Here is a 21,322-nt window from a genome sequence, read left to right as displayed (position 1 = left end):
AAATAAGCATTTTACTATGAACCAGAATGAATGGTCGGGTTTGAGTCTGAATATGCAGTTGGTTTACATAAGAATATGCAACGATGTTTACTAAGATGTAATTTGAATACTTTTGCCTATCATCAACGTTTTTTAAACTCATCAATTGAGCATTAAAATACTGGATTAATTATTAAGTCACTGAATTAAATAAATAATTAAATAAAAATTATAAAATTTTGTTTGTATATAAATATATTTAAGTTTGTATGTTTTTGCCAAATACAAAATTACCCCCCTTCAGATATGATTAATTATCCACCAAAATCCACAGGTCTTCTGTATGGCAAAAATTATAAAAAACTATGAAGAACTAGTAACAGAAGGGTATGGCCAGGGCCATGGACGCGACTATAAACCTTGTAAAACTGTTCAAAACTTCAGTTCAATTGGTCGCTCTCACAGAGTACAAGGCCGTGTCAGTAAACGTCTTCATCACTTATTTTCTGATCTAGAGCTATCTACCTTTTTACTGCTTGACTGGAATCAGAACGTTACAGATATTCGCGAACATTATCCTTTGGATATCTATGATCTTAACTCCATCTGTTCTCGTTTCCGAATGAAAAAAGTATCGGTTGACTATATACCTTTTACCCTATCTTCAGATTTTTTAGTTGATTTTGGTAAGTTTTCTATAGCCCTTGACACTCTTTACAGCAAGGATCTGAATAAAGCTCATGTTATTGAGTCATTAGAAATTAAACGTCGTTACTGGGAAGAAGAGCACAATACGCCGTTCAAACTGATTACTGAAAAAGACATTCCTGCTACGGTACTAGAGAACATTAAATGGCTGTATGTAGAAAAAAATGACCTTGAAATAACAAATCACATGATTGATCAAGCAGTTTATTTTATGGAAGAAATTAGCCAGTACCCTCAAAGCTCATTAATCCAATTTTGTAAGCATTCTGACCAAACTCAAAAAATGGGTATCGGAGCGACGCTCGCATTGTTTAGAAAATTATTCGCACTGCGAATACTTCAATTTAATCTAGAAATTTCGTACTTGGAGCTTAAACTCTCTGATATTCATGCAAGTAATTTGCTCCAGAATGAGAATACAGTCCATGCAACTAATTAATTCAGTTTACATCTTGAATTCAACACAATACCGAATACTCAAATTCTTACCGCAGTATACGGTATGGATTGCGATTGATAATAAAAATGCTTTTCCTGAACTCATTTTGTCTAAGGAACTTCAAACTCTCTCAGATGATCAAAGCCTAATACCAGCACAAGATCCTTATGAACACTTAAAACGATTAAACTTGAGTGAGGATTCTATTCAACTCAAAAAAAGAGATGAAAACTTTTTTATTATTCAAGATTTAATTAATGATGAACAAGTTCTTATCAATGCAAAAATCAGGACTGCAAAAATTAAAACTATACATCTAGAAAAAGAAGTATCAATTAATAAAATCCTACGACTCCTAAGACGCTACTGGCAACGTGGTCAAACTATAAATGCTTTGGTACCGGACTATGAAAACTCAGGTGGAAAAGGCCAAAAAAGAGCTATAGGTGATAAAAAAATTGGCAGACCACGCATTTATGAATCGAATGAAGGTAAGAATGTCACTGAACAGGTTGAATTATATTTTAAGCAAGCCATCGAAGAGTATTTAGTTCCTGTCAAAAAACAATCCATTAACGAAACTTATCTTCGGTTTAAAAATTTATTTTCTAAGCACTTTCATCAAGTGCAAGCCGCAGATATTCCAACCTATGCCCAATTCTATTATTTTTATAATAAGCGATATAGAAATAAGAACAATTCCAAGGAAATTCTGAAGAATCAGAAAACTCTGAAAGATCACAAACCTCTGACTTCAACAGCGACCAAGCACGCAAATGGTCCTGGTGCACGTTATGAGATAGATTCAACAATCGCTGACATCTACCTTGTATCATCACGGGATCCATCACAGATTATTGGCCGACCTACCGTATATATTGTTATCGATGTATTCAGCCGGATGATTACTGGGCTTTATGTCGGCATGGAAAACAGTTCCTTTAATACAGCCATACAATGCCTCAGCGTTGCAATCCAAGATAAAGTGACATTCTGTCAGAGTTATGGCTTGCAAATACAACCAGAAGACTGGCCTATTTATGGTTTACCTGGTGCCATACTTGCAGACCGCGGTGAACTAATTGGCTATCAAATTGAACTTCTTGAAAAAAACTTTTCTGTTCGTATTGAAAATGCGCCACCGTATCGAAGCGATGCCAAAGGTATTGTGGAGAGGGCTTTTGGAATCATTCAGTCACGCTTTAAATCCTACGAGAATATTGGTGTTGTTTCTGGATTCAAGGAAAAAAAGAAAGGCGGACATGATTATCGACTAGAAGCTTGTCTAACTCTGGAAGAGTTCAGAAAAATCATCTTAAGCTGCGTCTTTTTACGCAATAATTTTGATATTTTGACGAAATATGATCGTAGTGCCGATATGCCGACTGACCTGCCGTCTATCCCCCTTAAGCTCTGGCAGTGGGGTCTACAGCACCGTACTGGGATGTTAAGACAAGTGGATAACAAATCACTATATGTTGGCTTGTTACCTAGGACCGACGCCTCCTTAAGTGACAAGGGACTTAAAGTCAAAGGCTTACTCTATCAATGTCTGGAAATGCATCAACAAGGCTGGTTTATTCGTAACACGACCAAATCCCGCCCGAAAAAGTTGCGGATTGGTTTTGACCCATACTCAGTAAATACCATTTATGTTTTCTTTGATGAAAATAAGTTGGAATACTGGGAAGCGCACTTAAGTGATGCCTCACGTCAATATCAGCATCTGACCTGGTGGGAAGCTGAACAAATTCAAAAAGCAATCAAAACTGTTGAAAAACAGCATTCACAACTAAAGTCCGTAGCCATCAGTGAATTGCAGGATTTTACTGACAAAATCATCCACACAGCACAGAGCCGGCAGGCTCAAGCAGGAGTTCACCAACTTTCTAAAGCACAACGTACTCGGGATATTCGTCAGAACAAACAAGAAGCAATTCAGGTGGAACGTGAGGAACATCTCCAAAATAGGTCCGCCAATTCTATCCGGACTATCCATCCCAACCAAGACAATCCTCCAACACCCCCATCTCACAGCAGCAATCTGGATTTGACAAGTCAACCAGATTTAATGAGACAATTATTTGAAGAGGACGATGAAGAATGAATAATAATGAACTCACGATTAATACATCAATAGAAGGCATCTATGGGGATAATCCTCTCATTACTCAATTACCGCCCATTCTTGACACGAAGTCGGTTATTAAACACCTACGAGGGAAACTAAAATTTATTCCAGAGCAGCGTTTTTTGCCTCAACCCGAAAGAATTCATCTAATCGCTCAACTGCCTCATGATTTTTTCCAACCACTCACCAAACATCTATCCCTTGAACAAAAAATTTCTATTATGATCCGGCAAGGTTACGTGAGTAGAAACATCAATAATGGTGATCGACACAGGCATTTGCACGCGGCTTTTCAACAACTAGAACTTTCAAACGAAAGCTCTTACCGCTACGCTCCTCCAGAATCGACAGCCACTAGTATGTCTATTATAGGATGTTCTGGAAGTGGAAAAACGACCACAATGAACAAGATTTTGCGTTATTATCCGCAAGTGATTGAGCATAAACAACTGGGGTTAAAACAAATTGTTTATCTTAAAATTGATTGCCCGCATGACAGCTCTTTAAAAAACTTATGCTCAAACTTTTTTAGAGCGGTAGATTTAGCATTAGGAGATACTAACTTCGAGCATCGTTTCACCAGAAGCCGCTTAAATGTGAATGCCATGCTACAGCAGATGAAAATCATCGCAAATAATTATTCAATTGGACTTTTAATCATTGATGAAATCCAGCATTTAAATACAAAAAAATCTGGTGGGGCTGAGATTATTCTTAATTTCTTTGTCACGCTTGTGAATGTAGCGTCAATTCCAATCGTGATGATTGGGACACCTAAAGCCAATGAAATTTTGCAAGAAGACTTGAGATCAGCTAGACGCAGTGCAGGATTAGGCTCTTTAATCTGGGAACCTATGCGTAATGAGGCCCCGACTCCCGATCCTAGTACTCACGATCAAATGATTATTTCTGAATGGCATGCTTTTACAAACAAGCTATGGCAGTATCAATGGGTTCAACAACCAGCTGAACTGACCGATGAGTTAAGAGCCACTTGGTATCATTACACGCAAGGTATTCCAGATCTAGTGGTTAAGTTGTTCTGTCTGGTACAAATTCATGCAATCACCATCGGTCTGGAAAAAATCACATCAGAATTATTTAAAAAGGTCTACGAAGAACAATTGCAGCCAGTCCACGATATTCTAGATGCACTGCGTTCAGGCAATCCTGCACGTATTGCACGATATTCCGACCTCACTATCCCTCAAGTTCAAATTGAGGAGTATGTTCAACAACACCGTTTTAAAGCCGCATTAAAAACAGAAAAACAGCATAAAGATCTGGGACCGCATTATTCTACTTTAATAGGTATGCTAACAGCATTAGGTCATCCCGCTGCTACGATAGAACCGCATGTCATTTCTGCATTAAAAAAATATCCAAACGAAAACTTACAGGTACTCCTCCAGCATATTCTGGAAGTATTAGACAGCCCTGTAGCAGAAGATAAGTTTAAACAGCATCAAACCACGACTCCGGCAAGGAAGCCAAGGACCTCTCGTAAAGTCATGAAAGTGGAGGAATGGAAGAGTACTGAAACGAATGACTTACGAAACTTTTTCAGTCAAGCACAAGAACAGGATGTAGATGTTTATGAGTTATTAAAATCATCGCACTATTTGTTTGATCCTACCCGTCCCATTTTGCATTAAGCAACAAAGAATGGAGAGCACGGTATTATGATTTCGAATTTTCCAATACCATATCAGGATGAGCTGATTTACAGCGTAATTGCACGTTATGCAGTTCACAATGGGATTCTGAGTCCAAAATATCTCACCGAAGAATTATTCAATAACAGAAATTTAACACCAACTTACGATTTACCTTCGCATATAGATACCTTAGCCAGTTATTTACCAGATCAATATAATGCGCTTACTTTGATCAGCCAGCATACCCTACTCCCAATTTACCAAATATTTCAAACTGATACAGTGATGCGTCATACTATGCAGGCATTACGGAGTGAGCAATACCAATCACTGCATACGAAATTGGGGAAAAATGCATCCCGGATCAAATCGGTGAGTTTTTTCAGATTCTGTCCAGATTGCTGGCAAGAACAGATGGAGCAATATGGAGAAGTTTACTGGAAACGTAGCTGGCAGATTACTGGATACGAGTATTGTACAAAGCATAAGCAACCGCTCTTTATGAGTTCTATCCCTTGCAATGGGATAGACCGAAAATTCTATTTTGCTCATTTGAATGCGCTGAAAGACTCTTCACGACTTGCATTTAATCCTCAGGACTCACGTCACCATATCGAGCTTGCGGAACTAATCGAAGAGCTACTTGCTCATTCAACATCCATTAGTATTCCAGATTTTTCGACTATATCAGATGCTTATTTTCTGATTTTAAAAGATAGCGAATTACTATCAGGCCGTAAAAATATCAATTACGAAAAAGTCCGTCAATTAGTCATTGAATATTGGGGCGAAAGTTTTCTTGCATATTATCAATTAGCAGATTTAAATAGTGAAAACTGCTGGCTGAAAAATATATTAAGAAAACATCGTAAAGCATTTTCTTATCTTGAGCACCTCATCGTATTAAAAGCTCTTGTTCCAGAGAAAAATCCGATTGAAACATATAAGCAATATATTCACCTAGCATCCATGGATCTAGAGGAAGCCACCACAACAGTAACAATATGTATGAATAATAAAGTAGATCGAACATTATCTGAGGACCAAAAACAATGGACAAAATTAATCCTAGAAAGGCCTGTCAAACAGGCTCGCCAACAAAATAGCTCACTGTATGCTCGCTTATATCGCAATCATAAAGATTGGCTATTAGTTATCAATAAATCAGCTTTAACTCCCCCGCCTTCTATCCCTAAACCACGTATTGACTGGAGAGCTCGAGATCGACAGTTTGTTAAACAACTCATCAAAATACGGGATGAATTATTAGAAGATCTAGACTCCCCACAATGGACAAAAAAGTTTTTTATTAGACAACTGGGCTCAGTGAGTATGATTGAAAAAAACTGGAATTTTTTCCCATTGACTTCAGTCTTTTTAGATCGTTATGCTGAGTCTGTGGATTGTTACCAAATACGTCGTCTGACTCGAACCTATATTCGTCAACAAACTGAAAATAAAGACTATCCACCAAGTGTTTTTTTACGTGAATCTGGATTAAGTGAGCAGCGATTGACACCAGAAACACGTCGATTCTTTAAGAATATTATGGGGAAATAAAAGTGGCTAACCTTCCATTCGTATGTTTACCTGAAGCAACACAATACTACAGTGCAACACAGATAACTCATCGTGGTAAAACTCGTTTCAATATTAAAACTACAATGCGCAATTCCGAAGAAAAGCGTTTTTTTCATTCAAAAAGACCAATTGAAAGTATCCTTTTATACCACTACAAAACACCACTGAGCAGTGTTTTCCCTGTACGTTTAGTCAACCATAAGCTCACTCAAATCAATTTGGGATTTTTGAACGAGACCAATGCAGAAAATTCAACTGTAAATACCCATCCGACATATCGCAATCGTCCCTGCTTCAGTTTCCAATATCACAACCCAGGAGATGCTTTGGAGGGGTGGACCATCCAATTACCTAAACTGGTACTCGCACGAGATCTTTTTTTCTCTCATCCATATTTACTACGCGCTGCATTATTTTCTGAAAGATATACAACAGATGTCTTGGTTGATCGTGACGATACCGAAGCCTTTCATATTTTTGTTGCACCAAACAGAAAAATAACAGCCAAGGATCTGAAGGACCCTGTTTTTCTAAAAAAACTGGCATTAATTTTATTACACCCTGAATTAAATCAATCTTTTTTAAGTATTTATGAAAAAACCATTAAAAACCAAGCTCAATCTAAAGCCTATGATTTTGATATGGATGCCCCTATCCTCAAAAACATTGAACTTGATGTTGATGGATGTATTTATTCAGACAGCAAAATATTTCGGATCGAACGTATCAATTCATTCGGAAATTTAGAAACAGGAATACATAAACCTGTTAAATTTCATTTTTTATCCCAAAAAAGTTTTGGACAGGCTAAAGACATACTAGATAAAAACCAGCATACTAAAAAACAGACAAGTCAGGATAAATCTAAATTTGATGATGAAGCTAACGCTGATATTGATCAGGAAATTACACAACTCAAAAATATTGTGGGGGAAATTTATACCATAGAAGACCTACAAATCTCACTAAATACTTCATGCTCAGAAATTAATATAACAAGACGAAATACAAGTAGGGAAGCTCTTCATGAGGACCAACCATTTGCTGGTGGAGAAGGAGAAGACGAAGGCACCCTTCCAGGATTTAGCATAGAGGCAGAAAATAATTTTACAAGTTCAACTTATCAAGACCTTAGCAAAATGCTGAAAAAAATAGAAGGCAAAGGCTATAAAGTCAAACAAATTCATAATAAGTCTTTCATAAAATATGGCCGATTCAGAGGGCATAAATTGACTAATGGTCAAAATCGCCGATTTTATGTAAATCTAATACTCGACAGAGAAGATAATGAGCTTTTTTATTTATGTGAAATTGATACCTCTGATGGAAAAAAGAATATTTCCACATTACTGATACCATACGATGTTAATGCAAATAAAATCTTCCTGAACAAAACCTTAGAATCTTTCAAAATTGCAATTTTGTCACAGTCTTTAAGTTGGCCAAAGGACTTTATTAACAAAGTTTGTAATATCCAGTCATATATAATGATTAACCATATTTCGAAAAAAGATTACATTGTATCAAATACTTATCATGCAGACTGGGCGCAGCGTATTCTAGAAAAATGGAAATCTATATATGACTCACCATAAATCTCTAAAGTTATTCTCTAACAAAAGTGCTGATCGTGAGATCTTACAATTACTGGCTGAATATTCTGGAATGCTAGCTCACAAAATTATGAATGAAGGAAGCTGTATTAAATAATTTTGGCTCTATACTACTAGCATATATTATATATTTTTCTTATTTTCAGGGTTTTTAATGACTTACATGACCAAACTGACTTGCTTCAAAGCCTATGACATTCGCGGCAAACTCGGCACCGAGCTCAATGAAGAGATTGCCTATAAAATTGGCCGTGCTTATGGACAGATTTATCAACCTAAAACGGTGGTCATTGGCTGTGACATCCGGCTCAGCAGTGAAGGTTTAAAACAGGCCACCATTCACGGTTTAAATGATGCGGGTGTCAATGTTCTGGATCTGGGCATGACCGGCACGGAAGAAGTCTATTTTGGCGCCTTCCATCTGGATGTGCAAGGTGGTATTGAAATCACGGCCAGCCATAATCCGATGGACTATAATGGCATGAAACTGGTACGTGAAAATGCCCGTCCAATCAGTGCCGATACTGGTCTTAAAGAGATTCAGGCTTTAGCAGAATCAGATGAATTTATTGACGTCAGCAATAAAGGCAATACTGAAAAATACAATATTCTGCCTGAATTTGTAAATCACCTGATGAGCTATATTGATCCGGTAAAAATCCGTCCGATGAAACTGGTCATGAATGCCGGGAATGGTGCAGCAGGCCATGTGGTCGATGCGATTGAACAAAAATTTAAAGAACTCAATATTCCGGTTGAATTTATCAAAATTCATCATGAAGCCGATGGCAACTTCCCGAATGGGATTCCCAACCCGATTCTGGTTGAAAACCGTGCTAGTACTCGCGATGCTGTGATTGAGCATGCTGCCGACATGGGCATTGCCTGGGATGGTGACTTTGACCGATGCTTCCTGTTCGATGAAAAAGGCCAGTTTATTGAAGGCTATTATATTGTTGGTCTTTTGGCTCAAGCCTTCTTGCTAAAACAATCGGGTGAGAAAATTGTGCATGACCCGCGTCTGGTCTGGAATACCCTGGATATCGTGGAACAATACCAAGGGATTACGGTGCAGTCGAAATCAGGGCATGCCTTTATTAAAGATGTGATGCGTGAACATAATGCGGCTTATGGCGGAGAAATGAGTGCCCATCACTATTTCCGTGACTTTGCCTACTGTGATAGTGGCATGATTCCATGGTTACTAGCGATTGCAGTACTGTCTGAAACACAGCAATCTCTATCTTCGCTAGTGGAAGAGATGATTGCCAAGTTCCCGTGTAGTGGTGAGATCAACTTTAAAGTCGCCGATACCCAAACCACGATTCAAAAACTCTTTGATCACTATGCCGATCAAAATCCTGCAATTGATCAGACCGATGGTGTCAGTCTGGACTTTGGCACCTGGCGTTTTAATGTGCGTGCATCCAATACTGAACCTTTATTGCGTCTGAATATTGAAAGCCGTCGTGATCATAATCCACGACCAATGCAGGACTATGTCGATGAATTGACTCAGCTGATTCAGAGTTAATCTTCACGCATACAGTACAATAAAAATGGGAGCTGTTCATCAAAAGCTCCCATTTTTATTTATATCGCTATAAAGATTTTAGCGATAACCATTCGGATTCTGCTTCTGCCAGTTCCAGCTGTCAGCGAGCATATCCTCTAAACCATACTGAGGTTGCCAGCCCAACTCTTGGACTGCACGGGTATTGTCTGCAAAACAGGTGGCCACATCGCCTTCACGACGAGGGGCTAATTCAAATGCAATCGCCACACCATTCACTTGCTCAAACGTATCTTTAACTTGTAGCACTGAAATCCCATTCCCTGTACCAATATTCCAGGCACGGCAACCTTGCGCAGTTAGACGATTATTGAGAGCACATAAGTGTGCATTGGCCAAGTCGACTACGTGTATATAATCGCGCACACCAGTCCCATCCACCGTGTCATAATCATGACCGAAAATAGATAGCTTTTCACGACGACCGACTGCCACTTGAGTCACAAAAGGCATCAGATTATTGGGAATACCTTGTGGATCTTCGCCAATCTGGCCACTTTTATGCGCGCCGACCGGATTAAAATAACGTAATAAGGCAATCGACCAACGTTCATCCGCCACAGACAACTTTTCTAAGAGCTGCTCCACAATCAGCTTGGTATAACCATAGTTATTGGTCGGCATTCCGGTAGGCATCTCTTCATTTAAAGGTGAAGGATTATTTTCGCCATAGACCGTTGCTGAGGAACTAAACACCAGTTTAAAAACCTGTGCGCGCTGCATCGCCTGAACCAGGCTGATTGAACCGGCAATATTATTGTCAAAATAAGCCAATGGTATTTGCTGGCTTTCTCCGACCGCTTTCAGACCGGCAAAATGAATCACGGCCTCAATCGAGTGTTGCTGAAATACCTGATCTAATAATTGAGCATCACGGATATCACCTTGTATAAATGTCAGGCTTTTTTGGGTCAACTGTTGCACCCGATTTAAAGACTCAGCAGCGCTATTGCACAGATTATCTAAAACCACCACCTCATGGCCGGCATTTAATAACTCAACACAAGTATGCGAACCAATATAGCCTGCCCCGCCCGTTACCAGAATTTTAGCCATGCTGCTTCCCTAATAAAATGTTAATTAAACCTTGAGTTGAACCATCCAGACCACCTAGCTCAGACTGTTCACCATTCAAAATAGGCAGCAACTGGTTGGCAATTTCCTTGCCTTTTTCCACGCCCCACTGGTCAAATGGGTTGATATTCCACAGCACCGATTGCACAAAAACTTTATGTTCATATAGAGCAATCAGCATACCCAGACTATAAGGATTCAGCTCTTGCATCAACAGCGTACTGCTCGGTTGGTTGCCTTCATACTGTTTATAGGCTGGCAAGCTCTCTAATTCTTTTGGGTCCAAAGCCTCATTACCAAAGGCCAGTAAACGCGATTGCGCCAGACAATTCGACAATGCCAAATGATGCTGCTCGATTAATGCCTCAGCACTATCGGCATAAGTATATTGCTGACTGTTATAGCGCTCTACCGGGGCAATAAAGTCACAGCTAACCGACTGTGTGCCTTGATGTAGGAGTTGGTAGAAGGCATGTTGCGCATTCGGACCGACCTCTCCCCAAATAATCGGACAGGTATCCAGCTGCACTTTTTCACCATTGCGCTGGATCGACTTGCCATTCGATTCCATTTCCAGCTGCTGCAAGTAGGAAGCAAAATATTTTAGCCGCCCATCATAAGGCAGGATGGCATGGGTCTGAATATCCAGGAAATTGTTATTCCAGGCCCCCAATAGTCCCATCAAGACTGGAATATTCTGTTCAAAAGGCTGATACTGAAAATGCTGATCTACGGCATAAGCACCTGCCAGCAGCTGCTTAAAACCTTCAATGCCGATACTCAGTGCAATTGGCAATCCGATACAGGACCACAGTGAATAGCGACCACCGACCCAATCCCACAACAACAGCTGATTTTCTGGAGCAATCCCCCAAGTGGTCATTTTCTCCGGTTTGGTCGATACCCCGATAAAATGATGCTTGAGAATATAAGGATGCTGACCCAATGCTTTTTCCAGCCACAAACGTACGGTCTGGGCATTGGTCAGGGTATCAATCGTGCCAAATGATTTGGACGAAATGATAAACAGCGTGGTTTCCGGACGCAGCTGATGCAACAACTCGGACAGCTGACTGCCATCCATGGTCGAAACAAAATGTACGTTGAGTGGCTGGGCAGACTGGTATTTAAAATCCGATAAGGCATGGGTGACCATTAGAGGGCCAAGATCTGAACCACCGACCCCAATATTGACCACATCCTGAATCACTTCACCGGTGGCGCCACGACGCTGCCCGGCATGAATTTGCTCGACCAAGGCATACATGCGCTCAAGTTGAGCATGCACATCAGCGGCCAGATCCGCATGCTGCTGATCCTGTGCTGGCAAGCGTAATGCCCAATGCATGGCAGCACGTTGCTCGGTATAATTAATATCCTGATTTGAAAATAAAGACCCGATCCAGGATCTTAGGTTTTGTGCATCTGCCCATTCAATAAGGCCCTCCATCACCGTGTTATCAATTCTGTGTTTACTATAATCGAAGACCAGCTGTTCAAACTGAATTGAATATTTGTTAAAACGCTGGGGGTCTGCAGCAAACAGTTCTCGTAGATGCACCGCATCAAGTTGTTCTTTGCTCGAGGCGAGTTTTTGACACACAGTTTCAGTATTTAGATCTGGTTTAAGCTGACTTAACATTAACGTCCCACCCCAATATAATTAAAACCACGCGCCTTGATATAGGCCGGATCATACAGATTACGCCCATCCAAAATCAGGGGATGCTGCATCAGTTTAATGAGGTGTGGATAATCTGGACTACCATACTGTTTCCAGGCAGTCATCAAACATAAGGCATCTGCACCTTCAACTGCCTGATATTGATCTTCACACAGGATTAGATCCTGCCGTGTCCCATAGACTTTTTTAATATTGGCCAATGCTTGCGGATCATGCAGTTTGACCGTCACCCCTTGCGCCCATAATGCAGTGAGCATGGCATGCACTGGAGATTGCTGGATGCTCGGGGTATTTTCTTTAAAGGCTGCGCCCCAAATCGCCACCACTTTTCCCTGTAAATCGCCACGGAAATAATTCCATAGTTTGCGGAACAGTAATTCTTTTTGTTGTTCGTTAATCTCCCAGACCTGTTCCAGTAACTGGTTTTTTACCCCTGAATCTGCTACTGCATGCGTTAAGGTGCGGATATCATGCGAGAAGTTCTCTCCACCAAAACCGACGCCCGGAAACAGATAAGCCGAACCAATCCGGTTATCCGCCGCCATGCCTTGGCGCACCTGTTCAATATCGATCCCGAGTTTTTCTGCCACGCTGGCCAGATCATTCATATAACTGATCCGGGTGGCCAGCATGCCGGAAATACTGAGTTTGGTAAATTCGGCATCCAGTACCGGCATAAACAGATACTGCTGTGCACGCGGAAACAAGGGGCGTAACAGCTCTCTGATTTTAGCCTGTGCATTTGCATGATCACAGCCCACGATCAGCTGGCTGGCCTGAACAAAACTACGCAGGGCATTACCTTCCTGAATAATATCGGGCAGATAAATCCAGTCATCATTCGGCAGCAGTTGCTGGAAGCGTTGGGTGCCATGCAAGCCAAAGGTCGAAGCATTAATCATCAGCTTCGGATGAGCAAAACAGGCATGCCGAATGGTATCCAGCATCTGAAATGCCTGCTGCTCTTCGGTGGCATTAAAACTAAAGAAAAAAACATCCTGATTAAAATCCAGATGCTGAAAATCACAACAGTTTAAAAAACCGGATTTTTCCTGTTTTTGCAGCAATGACTGCAAGGATTCATCCTGAAAATAAGTCCGGGCCGGCTCATCTGCACTGAAGCTGTTACACCACACCACCTGATGACCACATTCAGACAAAAGGGCCGAAATGACCCCAGAAAATAAGGTTTTCCCCAGTACTGCGACTTTCATAGTATTCCTTTGTTATTATTTTTTATTATAAAGCGAGTTCTTGGATCAACGCTTTAAACTCGTGACCGAGCTTGGGATGATCAACCCCATAATGTAATACAGCTTTAAGATAGCCGAGCTTGTTGCCACAGTCAAAAGTTTGACCTTTCATACGATAAGCTTCCACCGCTTCAGTCTGCTGTAACATGGCAATCGCATCGGTGAGCTGAATTTCATTGCCTGCCCCGCGTGGTGTCTGTTCCAGAAGCTGCATGATTTTTGCCGGCAGGACATAACGTCCAACCACAGACAGATTCGATGGTGCAGTGCCGACTGCCGGTTTTTCAACAATCCCTTGCATGACAATGCTTTCGCCTTCGGCCGGAGATGCGGCCACATCGACAATGCCGTATTGATCCACCAGATGGTCAGGCACTGCTTCAACCATGATTTGTGCTGCTGCAGAGGTTTCATAGCGCTGAATCATTAAGCTCAAGTCATTCTGAGTCTGTGTATCTTTCACCAGAACATCAGGAAGCAGGACCGCAAAGTCATCTTCACCAATCACGGCTTTAGCACACAGTACCGCATGCCCCAAACCTAATGGCTGCGGTTGACGTACGCTAATAATACTGACACCTGCCGGTAAAATTTCAGTAATTTCTTTGAGTAAATCGGTTTTGTTTTTTTGCGCAAGCGTGGTTTCCAGCTCGAAGTTACGATCAAAATAATTTTCAATCGATGCCTTGGAAGAATGTGTCACCAGAATAATCTGTTCAATCCCGGCAGCCACGGCTTCACGTACCACATATTCAATTGCAGGACGATCGACCACCGTGACCATTTCTTTGGGAATCGATTTGCTGGCCGGTAAAAAACGTGTACCGAGGCCTGCCACAGGAAGAATTGCTTTCTTAATCATATCTATAAATAACCTAGTTCACTTGAATGTCATTACCACGGACATAACCATCGACATAGTATTCCAGCTGCGCCAATGCCCATTCAATATCGGATTGGGTCGCTGAAAGTTCATGCATCCGTTTAAAGACCTCCAGGATTTCTGCCAATGGATAATGCTTCTCGACTGATCTCAAAATACGCTTATGCGAGGTAATTTCTGTATTTTCTTCATCAATCAGCAGTTCTTCATACAGCTTTTCACCCGGACGTAAGCCGGTATATTGAATTTCAATATCGCCATTTGGATTTTTTTCTTCACGGACTTTGAGTCCACTGAGTGAAATCATTTGTCGTGCCAGATCCTGAATCCGTACCGGTTCGCCCATATCCAGCAAGAATACATCTCCGCCGGTACCGAGGGCACCAGCCTGAATCACCAGCTGCGAGGCTTCCGGAATGGTCATAAAGAAACGGGTCACTTCGGGATCGGTCACCGTGATTGGCCCACCCTTGGCAATCTGCTGTTTAAACAGCGGTACCACCGAGCCTGAAGAACCCAGTACATTACCAAAGCGGACAATACTGATCTGGGTCTGGTCCTGAGCTTCTGCCATGGCCTGACAATACAGCTCTGCCATCCGCTTGGTCGCACCCATCACGTTGGTCGGACGTACCGCTTTATCGGTTGAAATCAGTACAAAGGTTTCGACGCCTTTTTTCACCGCAGCATTGACACTAAATGCCGTTCCCACCGCGTTATTTTTCAGGCCTGCTAATGGGTTACACTCCACCAGAGGTACATGTTTATAAGCCGCTGCATGATAAACAGTTTGTATCTCATATTGTTCAATCACCCGCTCCAGCTTGCGTTCATCCAGTACTGAGCCCAGGATTGGAATAATGTCACATGATGCTGTGAGACGTAATTCTTTATCAATACTATATAAAGCAAATTCTGTCAGTTCATAAATGATAATTTTGGCAGGCTGGTTTTTAATAATCTGGCGACAAAGCTCAGAACCAATTGAGCCACCTGCGCCTGTCACCATCACCACTTTATCTTGAATATTTTTGGCTAAAAGTTCTGCAACTGGAGGTACCGGATCGCGGCCCAGCAGGTCAATAATATCCACTTCCTGAATATCGGAAATTCGAATTTCACCATCGACCAGTTTAGTCAGGCCGGGAATCTCGGTAATTTTAAGATGTGCCGGTTCTAAAAATTTAACGATTTCACTTTTACGTATCCGCCCGACTGAGGGCAGTGCAATCAAAATTTCACTAATCTTTAATTTAGGGAGATATTTCAAGGCAATATCTGGTAAATAAACTTGAATCCCACCAATATTTTGGCCATTTAAAGACGGATTATCGTCAATAAATATAATTGGCACATGCTCATTGGAGCGATTTAAGGTGGCTGCTACCTGCTGCCCTGCATTCCCAGCGCCGTAAATCGCGATCCGTTTTTTAGGCACTCCGGCCTGTAAATAAGAACGCACGATAAAACGGATAAAACCTCGGCTAAACCAGACCCAGGCAAACATCATAAAGCCAAACATCAACGGGATGGATGTCGGAATAAAGGCATGTGTGCTATAAGCCAATAAATACAGACCAATCACGGATAAGATCGTTGCCAAACCCAGTTTAACAATAAAAAATTCATTGAAGGTACGCACAATAAAGCGATATACACCGCAGAGAAATAGAGCCAATACAGCAATAGCACTGACCCAAACCGCACCAAAAGGAATATTGGGTACAACTTCTGCGCCGAGGTCAAACTGGCGGATGGCATAACACAGCCAGATTAGAACAGGGAAAATACAAAAGTCTAAAATGACTAAAAATGCGAGTTTTGCTGAACGTGGAGATTCAACCAGAGGAATTACAAGAGATTTCATATATTTTTCAGCACGTCATATCTTAATTTAAAGAAGTTGTTATTAAGACTTATGTTCTATGATACTTCCCACTTCCAAGAAAGAAAATGTAGGGATAACATTATTACTTGCAACTTTCACCCCAATACTTAAGTGTACAAAGTGTTCAACCACCACATCATGATCCAATAATGTACCCATATTTAAAATAACACCATCTTGAATAATGGTATTCGTTCCGATAACACAACCAGCCATAATACTTACCCCCTGTCCTATTTTCGCACTAGGAGCAATAACGGTTTGTGGATGTATAATAGTCGTGAGAGGTATAGATAAATCAAGCAGTAATTGTTGCCATTTTTGTCGTATTTGGTTATTTCCAACCGCAATGATGGCCTCGAAATCTTGTTGCTTGATTAAGGATAAGTTTTGAATATTTGAAACAATAGGATAGCAACCTGCCCATTGCTGCTCAGGCCATCGATCATCAACAAAAGAAATACTCTCCCAATTACCTAAAAGTTCAGCAACTTCAGCAATTGTTTGGCCAAAACCGCCTGCTCCTAAAATAAGCAATTTTTTTTCAGGCATCAGGATTTCCTGCTTTCAATTTGATGGCCAAGAATACTAATGGTAAATAAGCAATCAGTACTGCCCATTCAGGGTACGCCCATGCTTGTGTAACCGTCAAATAAGCGATAGGAAATAACCACAATAGGTTAATCGCGGCAACCGCCAACGTCACGGGGGTATGACTCCCGCATTTACGCGATAAAATTTGATAGCTATGGCTTCGATGTGCATCATACATTTTATAGCCGCTCAATACGCGTTTTATTAGGGTATAAGTCGCATCGACCACAAATACACCTAGACAAATGATCCACGCACAAAACAGTGCCAAATTTTCTTTGAGGGCGATGAGCGCCAAAATACCCAAAGTGAGGCCAAGAAATCCGCTACAGGCATCGCCCATAAAAATTTTAGCCTTGGGAAAATTCCACAGTAAAAAGCCAAATACACAGGCTGCCAATAACCAAAGTATGTCTGAGTTTAATGTGGTATTCAGTACATAATACAAAATGGCCATACTAACGACAGTGGTAATGGCTTCGACACTGGCAATACCGTTAATGCCATCCATAAAGTTGTATAGATTGAGCAACCACACCAAAAATAATACTGCAATAATATTGGCGATAAAGCCAAGTTGCAGACCATTAAAAGCTGTAACTTCACTAAAGCCACCCAAGCTGATCACCACGCCAATCGCCACCAAAAAATGTACGGCCAAGCGCAGCATGGAGTTAATATGTCCATGGTCATCTAAAAAACCAAGTAAAGCGATGACAAAGCCAGCAATCATAAGGGTTAAGCCTATATGCAGCATTAATTGTTGACTATAGACCAACACCGTCAGTACCAACAAGTAGCTACACACCACCGCTACACCACCACCGCGGGGCGTGGGTACACTGTGAGAGCTACGTTCGTTGGGGTTATCTATGATATTTTTCTTGAGGGCGTATGCTCGCATGAAATACGTTATCGCAAACGCAAGTAAAAAGAAAATAAAGAGGGATAGCATGGACATATCTGTGACTAGGCTCAGTTTTTATGCAGTGTATTAAACATTTTTTCTAGGCTTGTATCGACACTATATGGTGCTGTCCAACCTAAAAGTTGTGTATTTTTAGTGGTATCTACTACGAGTTCTGAACATAGACGCGAGGCAACTGCCTTTTTCCCCACCAAACTTGCCAGAAAACTTATCAAGCTTTTAGGTACAGGTAGCACCAGTAATTGGTTATTTTGATATTTCGCTAATTTTTCAAATAGTTGTTTGACTGAAATATCATCCTGATCACTGGCTAGAAATACTTCACGGTTAGCATTTGGATGCGTCATACAAGTGTGAATAAGATCAGCTAGGTTATAGATACTAACCATACTGCGTTTATTGTCTAAACAACCAATCGGTAAAGGGAGTTTTTTACTTGCCAAGTTAATCATACTTTTAAAGTTGGCTTTTACTTTCGGCCCATAAATGAGGGTGGGACGAATAATAACCACTTCTAAACCTGTACGTTGAGAGAGTTTAAGTAAGGCTTGTTCTGCTTCATATTTAGATAAACCATACGGGTCATCTATGTAGACATCGTCATTAGGACAAAAGGCTTGTGTCGTAGTTTGTTCGCCATTGACTTTAATGCTGCTTAAGTAAATAAAGCGTTTGACACCACTTTTTACCGCTTTTTGTGCAAGATTTAAAGTACCTTGCACATTGGTTTGGCGGTATGCTTCAAGTGGCGATGCAGCAGTTTCATGCATGACATGCGCACGACCTGCACAGTGAATAATAACTTCAACCTGATTCAGATCAATGTTGTCTAAGTTATCATTCAGGTCAAAATTGATATTGTGAATATTCGGATGGTCAAAAGTTTGGGCTTTACGGGTATGCGCTAAAACAGAATCGCCTTTTTCAGCCAAGAATTGTGATAAGTATTGACCGAGGAAACCGTTACTGCCTGTAATTAAAATATTCATTCCTTACTACCCGCCTGATCTAATTTATTAATAACTTTTAGAATTTTTTGCATAGCTATAGGCTCAGCATAATTTTCAATCAAAATATTACGCGGTGAATTTAGTTTATACTGAGTAAAATTAAGCGTTATATCATCTAATTTCTTTGCAAGTGCTTCTATATCTTCTGGTGGTGTTGTCCATCCAATATTATGTTGTGTTACCATAGTTGAGACTTCTGCCTGTTCCTCCATAATAGCTAAGATAGGCTTATCTGCAGCCATAGTGAAATACGACTTGCTAGGCACTCCTAACCCCAACATTCCCTCAGTTAATGTCACTAAAGCAACATCACACGCATTTAGACCAATAGATTTCTCTTTTTGGTCTAATGCCCCCCAAAAATAGACATTATCCAGTTTTAGCTGATTAATTTTTTCTTCCAGAATAGAGGCATATGCTCCATCCCCAATAAAAATAAATTTAGCTAGAGGTAGATATTTCATTTTTTGAATTGCTTGACAAATAACATCTACACCTTGTACACGGCCAATATTTCCAAAAAATTGAAATACTACCGAATCTGTATTATGCCAATTAAGTTCTTTTAGTATTTTATTTTCAGATTTTTTTTGTACTTCGATATCTTTATAGTCAATCCAGTTCTGTATAACATGAATATTATTCAGTTGGGTCTTGCTATATACCAACTCTTTCATATCATTTCCGATCACAATCACTTGATCAGCACTTGTATATACTTTATCAAAAAAATATTTTAGAAATTTATAAAAATAGCTTTTATTTTTTAAAACTTTAGCAGCAACAAGGTTCTCTGGGAAAACATCATGTACCAACAGTACCCATTTAAAACCAATTATTTTTTTTGTAAAAAAAATGATTATTAATAAAAAAATAGGAGTTGTTCCAGTAAAAACAGTACTACCCTTTTTAACATTTCTTAAAATCTCCAAAAGAAACTTAAGTGAAATACTAACTTCATATAGGAATCTTTTTAATAAGCTTCTCTTATCTAACTTTGGAGAGCTAATAAAATGAGCATTACTATATTGAGGACAATGCTCATCTTTTTTCGCGATTAAAACAAGATCTATATCACTTTGCTCATTCAAAAAATTATACAGCTTTCCTAATAAATAGCCTGTTGTATTCTGATTTTCATGATAATACTCAGTAATTAAATAAATCTTGTTTTTCATCTTAAAACCTTAATATTTTTTCCACACCAAACGGTTCACGTAATCGGTATAGCTTAGAATAATACGAGCCACCTTCTCACTCACATTTGGCATACTATAGTCTGCCACCAGACGTAGCAGTCGATCTTCACCACGAGGTTGATGGTCTAGAATTTCTAAGCCTTGCAAAATACGCTCTGCGGTTAAGCCCACCATCATCACGGCAGCCTCTTCCATACCTTCTGGTCGCTCATGTGCCTGACGCAAATTCAAAGCTGGAAAATTCAAAATTGAAGATTCTTCATTAATCGTGCCACTGTCAGATAATGTAGCTTTAGCAGAAAGCTGCAACTTATTGTAATCACTAAATCCAAGTGGCTTTAACAATTGAATCAATGGATTAAACTCAATATTTAGTTCTTCAATGCGCTTACGGGTACGCGGATGGGTAGATACAATGACTGGATATTGATATTTTTCAGCTACTGCATTCAGCATCTCAACCAAATCTAAAAAGTTCTGGTCTGAGTTAATGTTTTCTTCACGGTGTGCACTTACAATAAAATATTCATGCTCTATTAAACCTAAACGCGCCAATACGTCCGATGTTTCAATTTTAGCCTTGTAATGATGAAGTACCTCAAACATTGGACTGCCAGTTTTAATCACCTGATCTGCGGGTAAGCCTTCTGACAACAAGTAATCTCGTGCAATCGTACTATAGGTCAAGTTAATGTCAGCGGTATGATCGACGATACGACGGTTAATTTCTTCAGGTACGCGCATATCAAAACAGCGGTTTCCTGCTTCCATATGGAATGTTGGAATTTTACGACGTTTTGCAGGTAATACGGCCATACAGCTATTGGTATCACCCAACACCAGTAAGGCTTCTGGCTGAACTTGCTCAAGTACTTTATCTACAGCAATGATCACATTACCAATGGTTTCTGCACCCGTCGCACCTGCAGCATTTAAAAAATGATCAGGTTTACGGATACCTAAATCGGTAAAAAAAATTTCATTGAGTTCATAATCATAATTTTGGCCTGTATGAACCAAAATATGATCAAAATATTGATCACATACTGTCATCACGCGCGATAAACGAATAATTTCAGGGCGTGTGCCCACCACCGTCATTAATTTTAATTTTTTCACAACTCTTT

Annotated in this window: 16 protein-coding genes; 6 read left to right on the top strand and 10 right to left on the bottom strand. The window is 40.3% G+C overall.

From position 1 onward, the window contains the following. Nucleotides 1-322: 322 nt before the first annotated feature. The 6 genes from FTV42_RS07495 to FTV42_RS07470 all read left to right on the top strand — a co-directional run bounded on the left by FTV42_RS07495 (nucleotide 323) and on the right by FTV42_RS07470 (nucleotide 9,643). Entirely contained in the window at nucleotides 323-1,126 is an 804-nt protein-coding gene (locus FTV42_RS07495) for a heteromeric transposase endonuclease subunit TnsA (protein ID WP_060513852.1), read from the top strand. Beyond that, nucleotides 1,113-3,233, top strand: a complete 2,121-nt coding sequence (locus FTV42_RS07490) for a Mu transposase C-terminal domain-containing protein (RefSeq protein ID WP_180038360.1) — start codon at nucleotides 1,113-1,115, stop codon at nucleotides 3,231-3,233. The genes FTV42_RS07495 and FTV42_RS07490 overlap by 14 nt, the downstream gene beginning before the upstream one ends. After that, nucleotides 3,230-4,912, top strand: a complete 1,683-nt coding sequence (locus FTV42_RS07485; protein WP_180038358.1) for an AAA family ATPase — start codon at nucleotides 3,230-3,232, stop codon at nucleotides 4,910-4,912. The genes FTV42_RS07490 and FTV42_RS07485 overlap by 4 nt, the downstream gene beginning before the upstream one ends. Nucleotides 4,913-4,939: 27 nt before the next feature. Further along, on the top strand, nucleotides 4,940-6,475 hold the full coding sequence (locus tag FTV42_RS07480) for a TnsD family Tn7-like transposition protein (protein ID WP_180038356.1): 1,536 nt from the start codon (nucleotides 4,940-4,942) through the stop codon (nucleotides 6,473-6,475). A gap of 2 nt (nucleotides 6,476-6,477) precedes the next feature. Continuing rightward, nucleotides 6,478-8,091: a Tn7-like element transposition protein TnsE gene (locus tag FTV42_RS17775; protein ID WP_180038353.1), complete on the top strand. Its 1,614-nt coding sequence runs from the start codon at nucleotides 6,478-6,480 to the stop codon at nucleotides 8,089-8,091. Nucleotides 8,092-8,272: 181 nt separating this feature from the next. Beyond that, the gene (locus tag FTV42_RS07470) at nucleotides 8,273-9,643 is read left to right on the top strand and encodes a phosphomannomutase CpsG (protein WP_180038394.1); all 1,371 of its coding nucleotides are present in this window, start codon (nucleotides 8,273-8,275) and stop codon (nucleotides 9,641-9,643) included. 78 nt (nucleotides 9,644-9,721) lie between these two features. Here the strand turns inward: FTV42_RS07470 and galE are convergent, their stop codons facing one another. Genes galE through wecB form a run of 10 tightly spaced genes read right to left on the bottom strand, consistent with a single transcriptional unit; the run spans nucleotide 9,722 to nucleotide 21,314 of the window. After that, a complete protein-coding gene (gene galE, locus FTV42_RS07465) occupies nucleotides 9,722-10,738 on the bottom strand; it encodes a UDP-glucose 4-epimerase GalE (RefSeq protein WP_129716956.1) in 1,017 nt (338 codons plus the stop codon). Then, entirely contained in the window at nucleotides 10,731-12,398 is a 1,668-nt protein-coding gene (gene pgi / locus FTV42_RS07460) for a glucose-6-phosphate isomerase (protein ID WP_180038351.1), read from the bottom strand. Before pgi ends, galE begins: the two co-directional genes overlap by 8 nt. After that, the gene (locus tag FTV42_RS07455) at nucleotides 12,398-13,654 is read right to left on the bottom strand and encodes a nucleotide sugar dehydrogenase (protein WP_180038349.1); all 1,257 of its coding nucleotides are present in this window, start codon (nucleotides 13,652-13,654) and stop codon (nucleotides 12,398-12,400) included. The genes pgi and FTV42_RS07455 overlap by 1 nt, the downstream gene beginning before the upstream one ends. 25 nt (nucleotides 13,655-13,679) lie before the next feature. Further along, a complete protein-coding gene (galU, locus tag FTV42_RS07450; protein WP_180038347.1) occupies nucleotides 13,680-14,555 on the bottom strand; it encodes a UTP--glucose-1-phosphate uridylyltransferase GalU in 876 nt (291 codons plus the stop codon). 13 nt (nucleotides 14,556-14,568) lie between these two features. Further along, on the bottom strand, nucleotides 14,569-16,443 hold the full coding sequence (locus FTV42_RS07445) for a nucleoside-diphosphate sugar epimerase/dehydratase (protein ID WP_180038345.1): 1,875 nt from the start codon (nucleotides 16,441-16,443) through the stop codon (nucleotides 14,569-14,571). A gap of 42 nt (nucleotides 16,444-16,485) precedes the next feature. Beyond that, the gene (locus tag FTV42_RS07440) at nucleotides 16,486-17,016 is read right to left on the bottom strand and encodes an acetyltransferase (RefSeq protein ID WP_180038343.1); all 531 of its coding nucleotides are present in this window, start codon (nucleotides 17,014-17,016) and stop codon (nucleotides 16,486-16,488) included. Further along, nucleotides 17,009-18,019, bottom strand: a complete 1,011-nt coding sequence (locus tag FTV42_RS07435; protein WP_180038341.1) for a glycosyltransferase family 4 protein — start codon at nucleotides 18,017-18,019, stop codon at nucleotides 17,009-17,011. The genes FTV42_RS07440 and FTV42_RS07435 overlap by 8 nt, the downstream gene beginning before the upstream one ends. A gap of 14 nt (nucleotides 18,020-18,033) precedes the next feature. Continuing rightward, nucleotides 18,034-18,975: an NAD-dependent epimerase/dehydratase family protein gene (locus FTV42_RS07430; protein WP_180038339.1), complete on the bottom strand. Its 942-nt coding sequence runs from the start codon at nucleotides 18,973-18,975 to the stop codon at nucleotides 18,034-18,036. Continuing rightward, nucleotides 18,972-20,174 (bottom strand): glycosyltransferase family 4 protein, encoded by a 1,203-nt coding sequence (locus FTV42_RS07425; RefSeq protein ID WP_168400089.1) that lies wholly within the window; start codon nucleotides 20,172-20,174, stop codon nucleotides 18,972-18,974. Before FTV42_RS07425 ends, FTV42_RS07430 begins: the two co-directional genes overlap by 4 nt. Before the next feature lie 9 nt (nucleotides 20,175-20,183). Next, nucleotides 20,184-21,314, bottom strand: a complete 1,131-nt coding sequence (gene wecB, locus FTV42_RS07420; RefSeq protein WP_180038337.1) for a non-hydrolyzing UDP-N-acetylglucosamine 2-epimerase — start codon at nucleotides 21,312-21,314, stop codon at nucleotides 20,184-20,186. Between the last annotated feature and the right edge of the window lie 8 nt (nucleotides 21,315-21,322).

The organism is Acinetobacter sp. YH16052 (genome assembly GCF_013417155.1).
Classification (GTDB): domain Bacteria; phylum Pseudomonadota; class Gammaproteobacteria; order Pseudomonadales; family Moraxellaceae; genus Acinetobacter.
The sequence above is the reverse complement of the archived record's forward strand: the minus strand, read 5'-3'. Positions and strand labels throughout refer to the sequence as shown.